Source organism: Paenibacillus nanchangensis (assembly GCF_046543445.1).
GTDB lineage: Bacteria > Bacillota > Bacilli > Paenibacillales > Paenibacillaceae > Paenibacillus_AQ > Paenibacillus_AQ nanchangensis.
The window spans coordinates 23,959-38,373 of record NZ_JBHOFD010000050.1; the positions used below are offsets into that span (position 1 = coordinate 23,959).

13 protein-coding genes and 1 riboswitch are annotated in these 14,415 nt (G+C 57.2%); of the genes, 4 read left to right on the forward strand and 9 right to left on the reverse strand.

Annotated elements, in window-relative coordinates:
- The first annotated feature begins 53 nt into the window (after positions 1–53).
- Genes ACE6ED_RS27135 through ACE6ED_RS27145 form a run of 3 tightly spaced genes read left to right on the forward strand, consistent with a single transcriptional unit; the run spans position 54 to position 4,769 of the window.
- A complete protein-coding gene (locus tag ACE6ED_RS27135) occupies positions 54–1,172 on the forward strand; it encodes an ATP-binding protein (protein ID WP_410830578.1) in 1,119 nt (372 codons plus the stop codon).
- A complete protein-coding gene (locus ACE6ED_RS27140) occupies positions 1,169–3,523 on the forward strand; it encodes a DUF5682 family protein (protein WP_410830579.1) in 2,355 nt (784 codons plus the stop codon). Before ACE6ED_RS27135 ends, ACE6ED_RS27140 begins: the two co-directional genes overlap by 4 nt.
- Position 3,524: 1 nt before the next feature.
- Positions 3,525–4,769 carry a VWA domain-containing protein gene (locus ACE6ED_RS27145; RefSeq protein ID WP_410830580.1) on the forward strand — a complete coding sequence of 415 codons (1,245 nt, stop codon included), beginning with the start codon at positions 3,525–3,527 and terminating at the stop codon, positions 4,767–4,769.
- 226 nt (positions 4,770–4,995) lie between these two features.
- Here ACE6ED_RS27145 and thiE read toward each other — a convergent pair whose 3' ends face one another.
- The 8 genes from thiE to ACE6ED_RS27185 all read right to left on the reverse strand — a co-directional run bounded on the left by thiE (position 4,996) and on the right by ACE6ED_RS27185 (position 12,545).
- On the reverse strand, positions 4,996–5,763 hold the full coding sequence (gene thiE / locus ACE6ED_RS27150) for a thiamine phosphate synthase (RefSeq protein ID WP_410830581.1): 768 nt from the start codon (positions 5,761–5,763) through the stop codon (positions 4,996–4,998).
- The gene (gene thiD / locus ACE6ED_RS27155; protein WP_410830582.1) at positions 5,760–6,572 is read right to left on the reverse strand and encodes a bifunctional hydroxymethylpyrimidine kinase/phosphomethylpyrimidine kinase; all 813 of its coding nucleotides are present in this window, start codon (positions 6,570–6,572) and stop codon (positions 5,760–5,762) included. The genes thiE and thiD overlap by 4 nt, the downstream gene beginning before the upstream one ends.
- Positions 6,569–7,381, reverse strand: a complete 813-nt coding sequence (gene thiM, locus ACE6ED_RS27160) for a hydroxyethylthiazole kinase (RefSeq protein ID WP_410830583.1) — start codon at positions 7,379–7,381, stop codon at positions 6,569–6,571. The genes thiD and thiM overlap by 4 nt, the downstream gene beginning before the upstream one ends.
- A gap of 292 nt (positions 7,382–7,673) precedes the next feature.
- Positions 7,674–8,801, reverse strand: coding sequence for an ABC transporter substrate-binding protein (locus ACE6ED_RS27165; protein WP_410830584.1), 1,128 nt, complete (start codon positions 8,799–8,801; stop codon positions 7,674–7,676).
- On the reverse strand, positions 8,794–9,627 hold the full coding sequence (locus tag ACE6ED_RS27170; protein WP_410830585.1) for an ABC transporter permease: 834 nt from the start codon (positions 9,625–9,627) through the stop codon (positions 8,794–8,796). Before ACE6ED_RS27170 ends, ACE6ED_RS27165 begins: the two co-directional genes overlap by 8 nt.
- A complete protein-coding gene (locus tag ACE6ED_RS27175; protein WP_410830586.1) occupies positions 9,614–10,405 on the reverse strand; it encodes an ABC transporter ATP-binding protein in 792 nt (263 codons plus the stop codon). Before ACE6ED_RS27175 ends, ACE6ED_RS27170 begins: the two co-directional genes overlap by 14 nt.
- 69 nt (positions 10,406–10,474) lie before the next feature.
- Positions 10,475–10,577, reverse strand: a riboswitch (TPP riboswitch).
- 133 nt (positions 10,578–10,710) lie between these two features.
- Complete coding sequence (locus ACE6ED_RS27180) at positions 10,711–11,373, reverse strand: S-layer homology domain-containing protein (RefSeq protein ID WP_410830587.1); 663 nt, start codon at positions 11,371–11,373, stop codon at positions 10,711–10,713.
- 302 nt (positions 11,374–11,675) lie between these two features.
- Positions 11,676–12,545 (reverse strand): AraC family transcriptional regulator, encoded by an 870-nt coding sequence (locus ACE6ED_RS27185; RefSeq protein WP_410830588.1) that lies wholly within the window; start codon positions 12,543–12,545, stop codon positions 11,676–11,678.
- 237 nt (positions 12,546–12,782) lie between these two features.
- Between ACE6ED_RS27185 and ACE6ED_RS27190 the strand changes: the two genes are divergently transcribed.
- Positions 12,783–13,403 carry a GNAT family N-acetyltransferase gene (locus ACE6ED_RS27190; RefSeq protein WP_410830589.1) on the forward strand — a complete coding sequence of 207 codons (621 nt, stop codon included), beginning with the start codon at positions 12,783–12,785 and terminating at the stop codon, positions 13,401–13,403.
- A gap of 161 nt (positions 13,404–13,564) precedes the next feature.
- On the opposite strand, the gene ACE6ED_RS27195 is transcribed toward ACE6ED_RS27190, so the two are convergent.
- On the reverse strand, positions 13,565–14,116 hold the full coding sequence (locus ACE6ED_RS27195; RefSeq protein WP_410830590.1) for a hypothetical protein: 552 nt from the start codon (positions 14,114–14,116) through the stop codon (positions 13,565–13,567).
- Positions 14,117–14,415: the final 299 nt, after the last annotated feature.

Consider the following 14,415-nt stretch of genomic DNA (forward strand, 5'->3'; position numbering starts at 1 on the left):
AAGAATTCGTACACGGTAAAGATAAACTTTGAACAAAATGAGGAGATGAAGGCATGGCAAAGACGGCAAAAGCAGCACAAACAGATCAGACAGAAAACCGGATGCGGCTTCCTGCGGAAATATTGTACAAGGAAGAGCTTGAAGCGCTCCGCAAACATGACACCGGGAACGTACCGGCAGGCTGGCAGATGTCGCCGCGTTCTGTGCTCACCTTCATCTGCGGCGGCCAGGCGGGCGGAATGGAAATTACGCCAAAATACATCGGCAACCGGCGGCTTGTAGAGATGGCGATTGCGACACTGGTCACCGACCGGGCGCTGCTGCTGATCGGCGAACCGGGAACAGCAAAATCCTGGCTGTCCGAAAATCTAGCCGCTGCAGTGTGCGGCAATTCCGGCCGGGTGGTACAGGGAACGGCAGGAACGACGGAGGAGCAGGTCCGCTACTCCTGGAACTATGCGATGCTGCTCGCTAATGGTCCGAGCCAGGAGGCCCTTGTCCAAAGCCCGATTATGCGGTCGATGGCAGACGGCGGGATCGCCCGGTTCGAGGAAATTTCGCGGTGTGCTTCCGAGGTGCAGGATGCGCTGATTTCCATTTTGTCGGAGAAAACGGTGACCGTACCGGAGCTGGGCACTGAATTAAGCGCCAGCAAAGGTTTTTCCATGATCGCAACCGCCAACACGAGGGACCGTGGCGTAAATGAAATGTCCGCCGCCCTGAAGCGGCGGTTTAATATCATCGTGCTTCCGGCGCCTTCGGACCTGTCGACTGAAGTCGAGATCGTGAAGAAGCGGGTGCGCGAAATCGCTTCTGCTTATGATTTGCAGGCGGCTGCGCCGGCCGACGAAGCGCTGCTGAAGGTCGTGACGATTTTCCGGGAGCTGCGGACGGGCATGACGCTGGACCGCAAGGAAAAGGTAAAATCGCCTGCCGGCGTCATTTCGACTGCCGAAGCGATTTCCCTGCTGACGAACAGTATGGCGCTTGCCGCAAGCTTTGGCGGCGGCGAGTTGACCGATGCCGACCTGGCGGCAGGGTTGCAGGGCGCGATCGTCAAAGATGACGACAAGGACCGGCTGGTCTGGAAGGAATACCTGGACCATGTGATGAAGAAACGCGGCAGCGAATGGCGCGGTTTGTATGAAGCCTGCAAGGAGATGAACGGATGAGTCGGCAGACGTCCTCTTCCCAGCTTGAATCGCCTTACGTCTTTGGCGTAAGACATTTGTCGCCGGGCGGGGCGCGGCATCTGCTTGAAACGCTGGAGACCATCCGGCCGACCTGTGTGCTGATCGAAGGGCCGTCGGATGCCAGCGGCGAAATCCCCCACCTGACCCGGCCGGAGACAAAACCGCCTGTGGCGATCCTCGCTTTTACCGAAGAGCTGCCGGTCCGGACCGTGCTGTGGCCGTTTGCAGTGTATTCGCCGGAATATCAGGCTATGAAATGGGCAGCGGACAACGGCGCGGCCTGCGCGTTCATCGACCTTCCGACTTCGGTTGTTCTTGCGCTCGGGCAGGGCCGGACCCATCCGGTGGAACCCGCGGGGGATAACGGCAGCCCGGCAGAACCTGGCTGGGATAGCCAAGATCCGTCAAAGCGGGAAGAATCGGTATATAAGCGGATTGCCCGCCTAGCAGGAGAAGACGATTACGAGACGTATTGGGAACGGAATTTCGAGCATAACGGCAGTGCCGGAGCCTACCGGACCGCACTTCACGCGTTTTCTGCTTCGCTTCGTGAACTGACCGAGGAAGCGGAGCGGATCAACGAGCAGCAGGAATTTGCCAAAAACGCTGTGCGTGAAGCCTATATGCGGCGGCAGATTGCCCATTTTATCGCTTCAGGCCATGAGCCGGGCAAAATTGTGGTCATCTGCGGCGCTTACCATGCCGCCGAATTGGAACACACGGACGGAATCATGAGCGACGAGGAATTGGCACTTCTTCCGGCCGTATCTTCCAAGCTGACGTTGATGCCGTATTCCTATTACAAGCTGTCCAGCATGTCGGGCTACGGCGCGGGCAACGAAGCCCCTTATTATTATCAGCAAATGTGGGAAGCGATGACGGAAGGGACGCCGGAGGATCTGCCCTACCGCTACCTCAGTTCCGCCGCACGGATGATGCGGGAGCGGGGGACGCACCGTTCCACGGCTGAAGTGATTGAGGCGGTCCGGATGGCGGAGTCGCTTGCGGCGCTGCACGGCGGCAGCGCCCCTGTGCTGAAGGATTTGCGCGACGCTGCGCTTACGCTGCTTGGCCGGGGCGAGTTGTCCGCCGTGGCCGACAGCCTGGCCCGGCTCGACGTCGGAACGGCGATCGGAGAGCTGGCGGAAGGTGTCAGCCAAACCCCGATCCAGGATGATTTGAACCGCCAGTTCAAACAGCTGAAGCTGGAAAAATACAAAACCCCGGTTGCCGCCGATTTGCCGCTCGATTTACGCGAGAACCGCCGCGTGTCTTCTGCGGAGGCAGCCTACCTCGATCTGAACCGGTCGTTTTTGCTGCATCGGCTGGTTCTGCTCGGCGTTCCGTTTGCCGAGCGCAAGCGGCTTGCGGCCGATGCCGCCGCTTGGAAGGAAGAGTGGGCCGCTAGATGGACACCGGAAACCGAAATTCAGGTGGTGGAAGCAACACTGCTTGGGGAGACGGTTGAACTTGCCGCCGCTTACGTATTGAAGCAGCGGCTGGAAGCCTGCGCCTCCGTGGCGGAAGCGGCGTCGCTGATCAGGATTGCCTGTGAATGCGGCATGACCAAGCAGCTCGGCGAGGCGGTCCATACACTGCAGCGGCTTGCAGCGGACAGCCGGGATGTCGTTCAAATGGCATCAGCCGCTTCGGGGCTGTCGGCGGTTATTGGCTTTGGCGATATCCGCAAGATTGACACCGCACCGCTGGTTCCGCTGATGGAGCAGCTGTTCCACCGGTCCGCGCTGTATTTGGTCGACGCCTCCGGCTGTAATGATGAAGCTGCTACCGGCATGATCACGGCGATGAATGAGTTAAGCGCCATTGCGTCCGCCCATCATGAAGCGGTGGATGAGGTGCTGTGGGAACAGGAGCTCGGCGTGCTGGCCGAGCGGGATGACCGCAATCCGAGATTATCCGGATTTGCCTGCGCCATCCTGATGGAGCGCGGCAAACTCAGTGCCGAAGAATGCGGGGCGGAAGTGTCGCGGCGTCTGTCGCCGGGCATCCCGGCTGAGCTGGGAGCCGGCTGGTTTGAAGGGCTGTCCCTGCGCAACCGTTACGCCCTGCTGTCGCGGATGAGTTTGTGGGAACAGCTGGACAGCTATATTGCTTCACTCGACCGGGAGCAGTTCATGCGCGCATTGGTGTTTTTAAGGAGAGCGTTCAGCGCATTTTCTCCCGGGGAAAAAATTATGGTTGCAGAGCTGCTCGGCGAGCTGTGGGGGATTCATCCGGAGGAGGCGTCGGTCCTGCTTACCGACGAGTTGAAGGAGGAAGAAAACCAGATGATAGACGAACTTAACGATTTCGATTTCGGGGACTTTTAATATGGCGGATCAGGCACAAGAACAGGCACAAGAACAGGGACAGACACAAGAACAGGCACAGGCACAGGCGATCCGCTGGAGGCTGGTGCTAGGGCAAGCGGCCGAATCAAGGCTGAATGAATGCGCGGGAGGCGGCGTAAGAGAGCTGTCCGAGGAAGAACGGATTATGGATGAAGCGCTCGCGGCGATTTACGACGAGTCGACGGAAGGAGCTGCTACGGGGTCGGGCAGAAGTGCAGGACGCCAGGGCGGCACTGGACCGTCGGCCCCGCGTTTGTCCAAATGGCTGGGCGATGTCCGGTCTTTATTTCCGGAAGACGTTGTCTCGATCATCCAGCAGGATGCGATGGAGCGCAAGGGATGGAAGCAGCTGCTATTTGAGCCGGAACTGCTGGCAACCGTCAAACCGGATATCCAGATGGTCGGCACGCTGCTTCAGCTGAAAGGCAAGATACCCGAAAAAACTAAGGAAACCGCCCGCATCCTGGTCAAAGAGGTGGTCGATGAGCTGGTGAAGCGGATGGAGCAGGACATCCGCAGGGCGGTTACGGGCGCGCTGAACCGGCGGGAGCATACACCGCTGCCTTCTCTCAGCGGAATCGACTGGAAACGGACGATCAGCCGCAACCTGAAGCATTACGACACCGGGCTGAAGCGGATTATTCCCGAACGGTTTTATTATTTTGACCGCTCCAAGCGCAGTAAGGAATGGACGGTCATCGTTGATATCGACCAAAGCGGCTCGATGGCGGATTCGGTAATTTGGGCGTCCGTCATTGGTTCGATTTTTGCTTCGATTCCCGCGCTGGAGACGCGGGTGGTGGTATTTGACACTGAGGTGGTCGATTTAACGGAGACATGTGCGAACGATCCCGTCGATATGCTGTTTGGCGTTCAGCTTGGCGGCGGCACCGATATTAACAAGTCAGTGGCGTACTGCGAGCAGTTTATTACCGAGCCGAAAAAAACGCTGTTTATCATCGTATCCGATCTGTACGAAGGCGGGAATCAGTCCCGGTTGATCCAGCGCATGCGCGAGCTGAACGAAGCGGGCGTGCGCACGCTTGGACTGCTGGCGCTGTCCGACCACGGCAAGCCGTTTTACGATGAACGGCTGGCGCGGACCCTCAGCCGGAACGGAACACCCTGCTTCGCCTGCACCCCCGGCAAACTGCCGGAGCTGGTGGAAGGTGCGCTAAAGGGGCTTGACCTTGCCGAGCTGGCTAAAAAGATCGGCACGATGTGACCGCCACCGGCACTTTGGCATGAGACAAACGGGATGATGGCAGTAAACCGTGCGGAGCAATAGTGTATATCCAAACGGTATAACGGCAGCCAAGCGGAATGGCGCCAAACCAAACGCAATGGTGTCAAGCAAGCGAACAAGAAGAGGGCGGACCCAAGTCGTTATACGACTTAGGGACCGCCCCTTTTGCTTCATGCTCAGTTTGAATTGCGAAACCGAACCCCGCTTATCCCGAGTAGGTCTCCGCCAGGGTGCGTTTTACATCAGACAGCAGCGTTTCCGCCGCCTGTTCCGGTGCAGGCGCAGCTGCGATGGCGGAGATGACCGACACGCCGTCGGCTCCCGCCCGGATGACCGGTGCCGCGTTCTCCAGCGTAATTCCGCCAATGCCGACGACCGGGATATTGCAGCCCTCCGCACGCAGGGAGGCGATAAAGGAAGTGCCCTGCACGGCGCGGGCATCATCCTTCGAGGACGTAGGGTACACCGGTCCGATGCCCAAATAATCGGCACCGTCGCGGATGGCACGGTAAGCTTCGTCTAGGTTATGCGCGGAAACGCCTACAAGTTTGTCCGGTCCAAGCAGCCGACGGACCTCCGCGGCAGGCATGTCGTCCTGGCCGATATGCATACCGTCCGCTCCGGTCTGCAAAGCCAGGTCGAGATCGTCATTAACGATAAACGGCACGCCATGCCGGCGGCAGATCGCCTGCAGCTTGAGGGCCAGCTCCAGCTTAGCCGTTCCGGTTAGTGCTCCCGCCCCTTTTTCCCGGAATTGAAACAGCGTTGCGCCGCCGCGGAGAGCCGCCTCAAGCACCGATTCCGGTGCAGCGGCACAGTTTGGACTCCCCATGATAAAGTAAAGCCGGAGCAGCCGGCGGACCGAATGGGAAGAGAGGCGTCCCGCTTCCGCCAGAGAAGAATAACTGAGGACGTTGATGCCGGTGCCGGACGGCACGTCCGCTGCCCATTGCTGTTTTTTACCGATGTTCATTGCACACTCCCCCTTAGCAGCTTGTATGCAAAATGATTGGTTGGCCCGTGTCCCGCCCCGATTTCAAGCGGATGTTCAATCGCCGACTGGATAAAAGCTTTGGCTGTCGCGCAGGCTTCCTTCACTGTCTGCCCTTTGGCCAGCTCAGCCGCTGCTGCAGCCGAAAAGGTGCAGCCTGTGCCGTGTGTGCTGCGGGTATAAATCCGCGTGCCTTCAAGCCGGTGGAACGCCTCCCCGTCATATAAAAGATCGGCGGACAGCCTGTCGTTGTCGTCATGTCCTCCTTTGACAAGAACATGACGCGCTCCCATCGCATGAATGGCACGAGCGGCGTCCATGCGGTCTTCCCAATTGTCGATCCGGCGGCCGGTAAGCAGCTCCGCTTCGGGCAAATTGGGGGTTACGAGCAAAGTGAGAGGGAGCAGGCTCGTGGTCAGCGCCTTCAGCGCCTCCCGCTGCAGCAGCGTCTGCCCGCCTTTGGCGACCATAACCGGGTCCACCACCAATCTGTTCCATCCATACTGGCGGATTTTTGAAGCTACAATTTCAATAATTTCCCCGCTGAACAGCATGCCGGTCTTAACCGCTTCGGGCGAAAGATCTTCCCCGATGGAATCCAGCTGCCGGGCGACAGCTTCCGGTTCCATCGGATAGACGCCTTGAACGCCAAGTGTGTTTTGTGCCGTCACCGCCGTCACGGCGGACATTCCATATACGCCGAGCTCCTGGAATGTTTTGATATCCGCCTGGATACCGGCACCGCCGCCGCTGTCCGTCCCGGCAATTGTCAGCGCCTTGGGTATGCTCATCCCCATATCACCGGCAGCTGTGCCTGCGCAATATTCGCCCGGCGGCTGCATTCTTCCGGCGTGATGCGCGCCAGCATATTGAGGAACTCCACCTGGAAGCTTCCGGGCCCGCGGTCTCCGGCGGATTCTGCGGCCAGCTCGGCGGCAGCGGCGTAAACAGCCAGCGCTTCGGCGGCCGCTTCCAGCGGGTGGTTTTCCGCGACAGCCAAAAATGCGCCAACCACTGCGCTCAAAAGACAGCCTGTCCCGGTGACCCGGGTGAGGATCGGATCGCCGCCCCGGATCAGATAAGCCGTTTTGCCGTCGCTGACCACGTCTTCCGCTCCCGTGATGATCACAATGCAGCCGAGCTTGTTGGCCGTGCGTACAGCCAGGCCCAGCCGGTCGCCGTCTCCGTCACCCGCGTCAACGCCTTTGATGCTCCACTGTTCGCCGATAACATGCGCGATTTCAGCGACATTGCCGCGCAGGGCCGTCAGCTTTAACTCTGCGATCAGCCGGTGAGTCACTTCCGTCCGGTAAGGCGTGGCTCCCGCGCCCACCGGATCCAGCACAAGCGGGACGCCGAGCTTGTTCGCGGCTTGGCCCGCTAGCCGCATCGCCTCAATGGTCCGGTCGTTTAGCGTCCCGATATTCAGCACCACCGCGCCGGCCAGGGCGGCCACGTCCTCCATTTCCTCGCAGGAGTCCGCCATAAAAGGGGAGGCGCCAAGCGCAAGCAGCCCATTAGCCGTAAAGTTGGCTACGACAATATTGGTAATGTTATGAACTAACGGATTGGCTTCTCTAACCTTTTTTAAAAAATTCATCAAAAACCCTCCTTAGGTAGTTATAAAAAGACTGAACCGAAGAAAAACAGGTAAGACCTAGCTGCCCCTGCGGCGAAAATCGGACTCCGGCTATGGTTCCGGCTATGGTGTACTAGGACTCACAGACTTGCCGAAATTGGACTCCTGGTTATGGTGGCTTGGACTCACAGACGTGCCGAAATTGGACTCCAGGTTATGGTGTGCTTGGACTCGCAGTTGTGTCGAAATTGGGCTGGCTGATATGCCGAAATTGTACTTCCGGTTGGGCGAATGTCCCCCCCAGTTGCACGAACTACAATAAATTAACAAAAGCTTCTTCAGCTTTGCCAGCTTCGCCAAGCATGTCGTTTTGCTTCAGCCACTCCGCCACACGATCCCATGAAGCCTCATCCTGGTACCCGAAAGGCTGCGAACCGGCATCCATTAGCGGCAGCAGGATCTCCAGGCTTTTTTGTTCAATATCCGGATCCAGCGGGGAGGTCTGTTCTTCATGCTTTAGCAAAAGTTCCAGCGCCTCTTTGGGGTGATCCCGTACGTACTGCTGCCCTTTGGCTGCGGCTTGCATAAACCGTTTTAGAAGTTCCGTTTTCGTATCCACTGTCCGGTCGCTGGCCGCAAACACCAGCTCGTAATAATCCGGCACCCCGTATTCCGCAGGATTCAGCGGTCGTACAGAATGGCCTTCCTTCTCCAGCAGAAGCCGCTCGTGATTGATGAACCCGCCCATGATCGCGTCCGCTTGGCCTGTCGACAGTGAAGGAACAAGGTTAAAGCCGATGTCGAGCAGTGTGACCTGTTCAGGATCGCCGCCGTCCTGGCGGACCATTGTGCGGACCATAGCTTCATACAGCGGAATCGAGGAGTAACCAACCGTGCGGCCCGCCAGATCCGCGGGACGTTTAATTCCGCTGTTCTCCAGCGTCATCAGGTGATTCAGCGGATGCCGGACCACCGCCCCAACCGACTTGACGGGAATCTGTTCTCCGCGCGCCATTAAAATCTGCGGCTGATAGGTTAAAGCGAGATCGATTGTGCCCGCTGCGGCCAGCCGAAGGGCATCATTGGTTTCCGCCGGCATTTTCAGTTCAACTTCCAGACCTTGTTCCGCAAAAAATCCTTTTTCCTCAGCCGCATAAAGGAAGGTATGTACCGCGTTCGGATACCAGTCCAGCATTAAGGTGAGTCGTTCGGGCTCCGTCTGTGCGCCGGACGCGGCTGGGCTGCCGTCCGTGGTGTCGGCTGCCGCTGCCTCCGCCGCCGGTACTCCCGGCGCTTCCGATAACGCTGTGCCGGCGGACGCAACGGGCGAAGAGGCGGAACCGGAGGCAGCCGAGTTCCCCGAACCGGCGCTTCCGCAGCCGGCAAGGAGAAGAACGAGCGATAGGAGCAGGAATAAAGGCCGAATTCGTTGTTTAATCATGCAGGGCATCTCCTTTACTTTGAAGGGTTGTCAATTTAGGCTGTCGTTTGCGTTTGCGTGTTCCGGGGAGAAGACGCTCAAGCAGGGAAAAAAGCAAAAACAGCACAAGTCCGATCGCGGACAGCAAAACTACGGCGGCAAACATAGAGTCCGTATGCAGATTGCCGGCCATCCGGCGGCTGTACAGCCCCAGGCCTTCAGTCCCGCCGAGCCATTCCCCGACCGTCGCTCCAATCACGCTGTAGACACCGGCCAGCTTCAGGCCTGAACAAAACGACGGGAGCGCCAGCGGAATCCGCACATGCAGGAGCCGCTGCCGCCGCGTGGCGCCCATTGTCCTCAGCAGATCGTCATAAACCGTGCCGCCAGCGCGGAGCCCGTCGTACACGCCAACGACAACCGGAAAAAAAGCGGTCAAAAACACAATGGCGACTTTGCTCCACAACGTGTAGCCGAACCACAGCACAAATATGGGGGACAGCGCAATGAGCGGCAGCGTTTGGCTGACTACAATCATCGGGTATACGGCCTGCCGGAGACGGCGCGATTCGTATATGCCAACGCCCAACAGCACGCCAAGCACGACGGACAGCAGCAGTCCGGTGAACACCTCGTTTAAAGTGGCGGCAAGATGCACGCCAAACAGCAGCCCGCGATCCTCATATAATGCGCGTGCGATGGCTGTAGGAGCCGGCAGAATGAAATCAGGCACACGTCCGCTCCGAACCGCGGCCTCCCATACGCCTAACAGCAGTAGGGACAGCAGTAAAAAGGGGAGGTACGGTTTGCACCGGACCAGGCGGGTACGCCATTTATTCACGCGCATACAGCATCCCCTCCAGTTCGGCACGAAGTTCCTGGCTGCGGGAAGTGAACACCGCCGCCGCGGTTCGCGGCTTGGGCAAATCAATGTGCAGCTCCTTCACCGGCTTCCCGGGCGATGCCGGCATCACGAGCACCCGGTCGCTGAGCAGCACGGCCTCCTCCAGATCATGGGTGATAAACAGCACAGTGAGATTTAATTCACTGAGGAGCGGCAGCAGCCAGCCGTGCATTTCCCGTTTGGTCATGGCATCAAGCGCGCCAAACGGCTCGTCCAGGAGCAGAAGCTCCCCGCCATGCATCAAAGTGCGGAGCAAAGCGGCCCGCTGCCGCATCCCGCCCGACAATTCATCCGGGTAGGCGTTCACGCGCTCCCCGAGGCCAAACCGCTCCAGCATCCGAAGCACATTTTCCCGTGCTTGCTTGCGGTCGCCGCGACGCACCATGACCGGCAGCAGGCAGTTGGCGAGTACCGTTTTCCAGGGCAGCAGCAAATCCTGCTGGGGCATGTAGGCAACGCGTCCGAGCCGGGAGCCGTCACGCCCGTTCAGCAGAATGGTTCCCGATTCGGGCTCCAGGAGACCGGCCGCCAGCTTGAACAGGGTGCTTTTGCCGCATCCGCTGGGTCCGACGATTGAAACAAACTGTCCCCGGGAAATATGCAGGCTCAGATTTTTGATAACGGGAGCGGCAGGGGAAACGTAAGAGTAAGAAACTTGATGAACTTCGATCAGCTTTTCAATTGGACATCCCTCCAGGCCTACGCGACAAAAAAGACCCATCCTTTCCCAGCGGGTCAGGACGGGTCTTCATATACAAGCCGGCGCCGCCGGCAATCTATTGGCGTCGTCTCTCAAGAAGCTCCACTTCCCTCCGCTGGTATGATCCAGATCAGGTTCCAAGGGTCCGAAGCGTGCGCTTCGTCTCAGCCGGCCGGCTCCCCTAGTGAATGACAGGTCTATTCGGTTAATAAACGCTTTTTACTATACCATATTATGTCTGGTTGTAAAGGGCCAATTTGAAAAAAGCGGCTGATGAAGCCTCGACGTTATACGCCTTGCTCGCCTTGTGCCGGAACGGTTCCCGCTTAAGGCTGCGGATGCTGCTTCAGATAATCAAGCGCGTTGTACAGCATCACCGCTGCATCTGCCCGGGTGACGGATTCCTGTGGACGGAATTTGTTGTCATCGTCCAGGGTAATGACGCCCCGGGAAATTGCGCGCTGCACGCTGCCTTGGTAATCCGGTGTCAGTTGATCTTCGTCCGCGATGTCGACAGGATTAAGCTTGACCATTGGCAGTCCGCCGGCTTTTTGCATCGCCTGATCCAGCAGGTGGATATACATTTCTCTGGTCATCGGCGCGGCAGGATCGATGTCTGCGGGAATGTTCACTTCGTTGTAATGAACGTTTAAAAACGCCTGCGCATACCAGGCTTTATCGGGCACCCGGGTGAAGATATCGCTTGCGAGCGGTGCCTTGATAAAGAGGATAGAGGCCAGACTGAACTGGAAGCCTTCGGAAATAAGCTGAATGCCTTGGCCCGAGCTGAGTGCGGCGTCCGGCAGGAAGCGGGAGCCGTCAACTCCTTTGATCACACCTTGCTCACGCAGGGCTTCAATTTTGGTTTTGCCTTCTAAGGAAGCGATGTCGCTAAAACCCGAACCCGCCGCATGCAGCGAACCTCCGACAATCCCGGAGAGCAAGGCAAGCGATAGCGCGGCGGCGAAAACACGGTGTTTGGTTGGCATAGTAGGTCACCTCTTATACAGGAGTGCAGACGGCCTCGGCCTGCCTGCCTTACTCCCCTGACGGCCCAAATGCAGGAAAGGTTGCAGGCTTGCAGCCCGCTGTGGGTTAGGCTGCTGTCGCTGTAAGCATTCGTTGTTCGGGCGGTTCATGAACACCAAGAGCACCAAGAGCACCAAGAGCACCAAGAGCACCAAGAGCACCATGAACACCATGAGCGTTCCGTTCCTCTCCGCGGTAGGTTATGATGTAGGGTACCTTGCAGCATCGCTACACTTACCTCGCAGCAGTACTCCGCTGCCTTTTATTCGGTGACCGGAATATAAATTTTCATCCGCAGCCGATCAGGATAATGGGAAGCGAGTACATCTGTTACTTCATAATCGGGTCCTTCGCGCCGCTCATATTTGGAGGATGGCAGCCAGACACCGTAAATATAATCGCGGACATCCGGTACGGCCGCAAATGATTGAACTTTGAAGACGGCGTATAGTCCGCCGGGGATAGTGATTTTGACATATCCCTCGGGAGCATCAGCTTCCGGGCTTGTTTCTTCGCCAATAACAAATGAGAAATCGCCGTTGTCCGCAAAATGGCACGCCGCACCAACATTCATATCAGGCGCGATTTTGCCCGGAATGTTGGCAAACCGGCCGTTCCGCCCGAAATCGTCGTAGAAGCCGGGGATCGCGGAATAGTGGCGGTCATCATTCAGATTGGTGCGGTATTCCACCCCGATCACTGTTTTGTCTGCAAAGTTGTGAAAATCAGGTTTGTCGATAGACAGCTCGCTGCTCCGGCGCGGCAGACTGCCGGCGTCCAAACGGATCGGCGCAATTCCGCCAAAAGCCGGCTTGTCCTTACGGAATTTGCCGGGTGTGGAGCCGGTAAAGCTCTCGAATGCGCGGGTGAAAGCCTCCTGTGAGCCGTACATTGCGCCGACCGCGGCGTCGAGCACGCCGATGTCCTGCTGCTGAAGCCGGGCCGCAGCCTCGGTCAGCCTTCTTTTTGTGATGTACTCCTGAACGGTGTAGCCTGTAATGGCGAGAAACAGCCGCTGAAAATGAAAAGGGGAATAACACGCGTTGTCCGCAATCGCGCTGATGTGCAGTTTTTGATCCAAGCGGGATTCGATATAATTTACCGCTTCCTGAATCCGATGATAGGTATCCATGCCGGTTAGCCGCCTTTCTCTCAAAAATAGGAATAACTCTATTATGACTGCCTGCATCGCGTTTGTTTTGATTTTGTGTGCGATTATGGACGGAGCGGGAAAAGACAGGAGGAGCAGGCAGGAAGTGCAACGGCGCTGCAGATGTAGTAGGATAGCGGTATAAGCAAAAAAAGGAAAATAAATGAACATCCTGGGAGCTAAAGCTATCTTAATCTAACCAACCAAGGAGGCGAGGGAATGGTGAAGGCGGATCAGGAACTGAGCATTGTCAAGGCGGAAGCCGCATCGGCTGCGGGAGCTAAACTGAATTTGTTTGCGCTGGGCGATTTTGCACAACTGTTGGCAGGTTCAACGAATCGGGACACCATCCACAAGACGTTCGAATGGCTGTGGCGGGGGAGGAGTAACCGGTTCAGCCATCATCATGCTTTTGAAGCCAAAAGAAACGGCCGGACGCTTGGACTTGTTACCTGCTACCCCGTACCGCTCTTAAACCGGCTGGCTTGGCCAACACTGACTGCTCTGCTGTCCATTCGGAAGCTGAGGCTGATCGGTTATCATCTCCTGCATCCGCAGGACTTTTATTCCGCGATAACGCTCAAAGAGGGATTCAAAGATGAATTTCACATTGGAACACTGGCAACAATGCCGGAGAGCAGAGGGCTTGGCGTCGGTTCCCGTCTGATCGTTTACGCCGAAGAGCAGGCGGTTAAGCACGGATTCTCCAAATCTTCCCTGACGGTAAAAAAAGATAATGACAAAGCGCTCCAGTTGTATGAACGGATGGGCTACCGCATCACAGGTGAGGTTAATAAACCTTCAATCGGATTGTACCGGATGGCCAAGCGGCTTCTTTAAAAAGTCCACTCTTAACCGGTTTCGCGGCACTTTACGCCTAAATTTCATACAAGACAAAAAGCAGGCCGTCCAACACTTGGCGGCCTGCTTTATTGCTGCAAGATAGACAAACGCGGCCCGGGTAGAGGCGTTGCTCAGGTTACAGGGGAGGCCTGCTGTACTTAAGCCGACTTCACACCCGTTTTATCCTGTTTGGGCCACAAGGTATAGCTGAAGCTGATCGCAAAATCGATCGCCAGGATGATGGACCACAGCCGGAGCGTTCCCGCCAGCTGCTCGGTGCGCCCGGCGTCCCCGACAAACCAAATCATCCCATACAGCACGGCGCAGCCGATCGCCCAGGCGAACAGATGCATCAGCCATCCCTGGCGTTCATGCCGCGCGTGCGCCTTGCCGTATTTCGGCTTGGGCTCCGGCTTTGGCCCGCCGGCGTACCGGTAGGCGAACCGGGCATCGGCCCATTGGATCATCCGGTGGCCGCAGGCGATGGAGACGCCGATGTAAATCGCGGACAGACTGTGGGCGATCGTTGCCGTCGCTCCGGCGTTCAGGTCAACCACCGTGGCGACGATCAGAGCCAGATCCACAAGAGGGGTGCAGTAGAGTAAAATGGCGCCCAGCGCTTTCTGCTTCAGCACATAACGGCAGACCAAGCCGCCTAAAACAAACAACCAAAACGCAATTTCGCAACCGATGATAAAGGCGGCGATCATAAGGTCACTCCTTTTTATAGTACAAGTGTATTAATATCTTGCATTATTTTAACACGCATGTACCAAAATAACAACCGTTTGTTCCAAAAAAAGTGCGGTTCAATCCGTTCCGCTAGACCCAGTACGCAAACTTACTTTAGCCATAACCGCTTCGAAATCAACCCCAAAAAAGCATTGAACCTGCTCGCTGTCTTGTCATAGCGGGTTGACACGCGCCGGTAATTTTTCATTTTATTAACGTGCTTCAGGATTTCATCCCAGATTCCCGCCTTTTGTAGCCGCCAGAGAAAGTAGGGGGG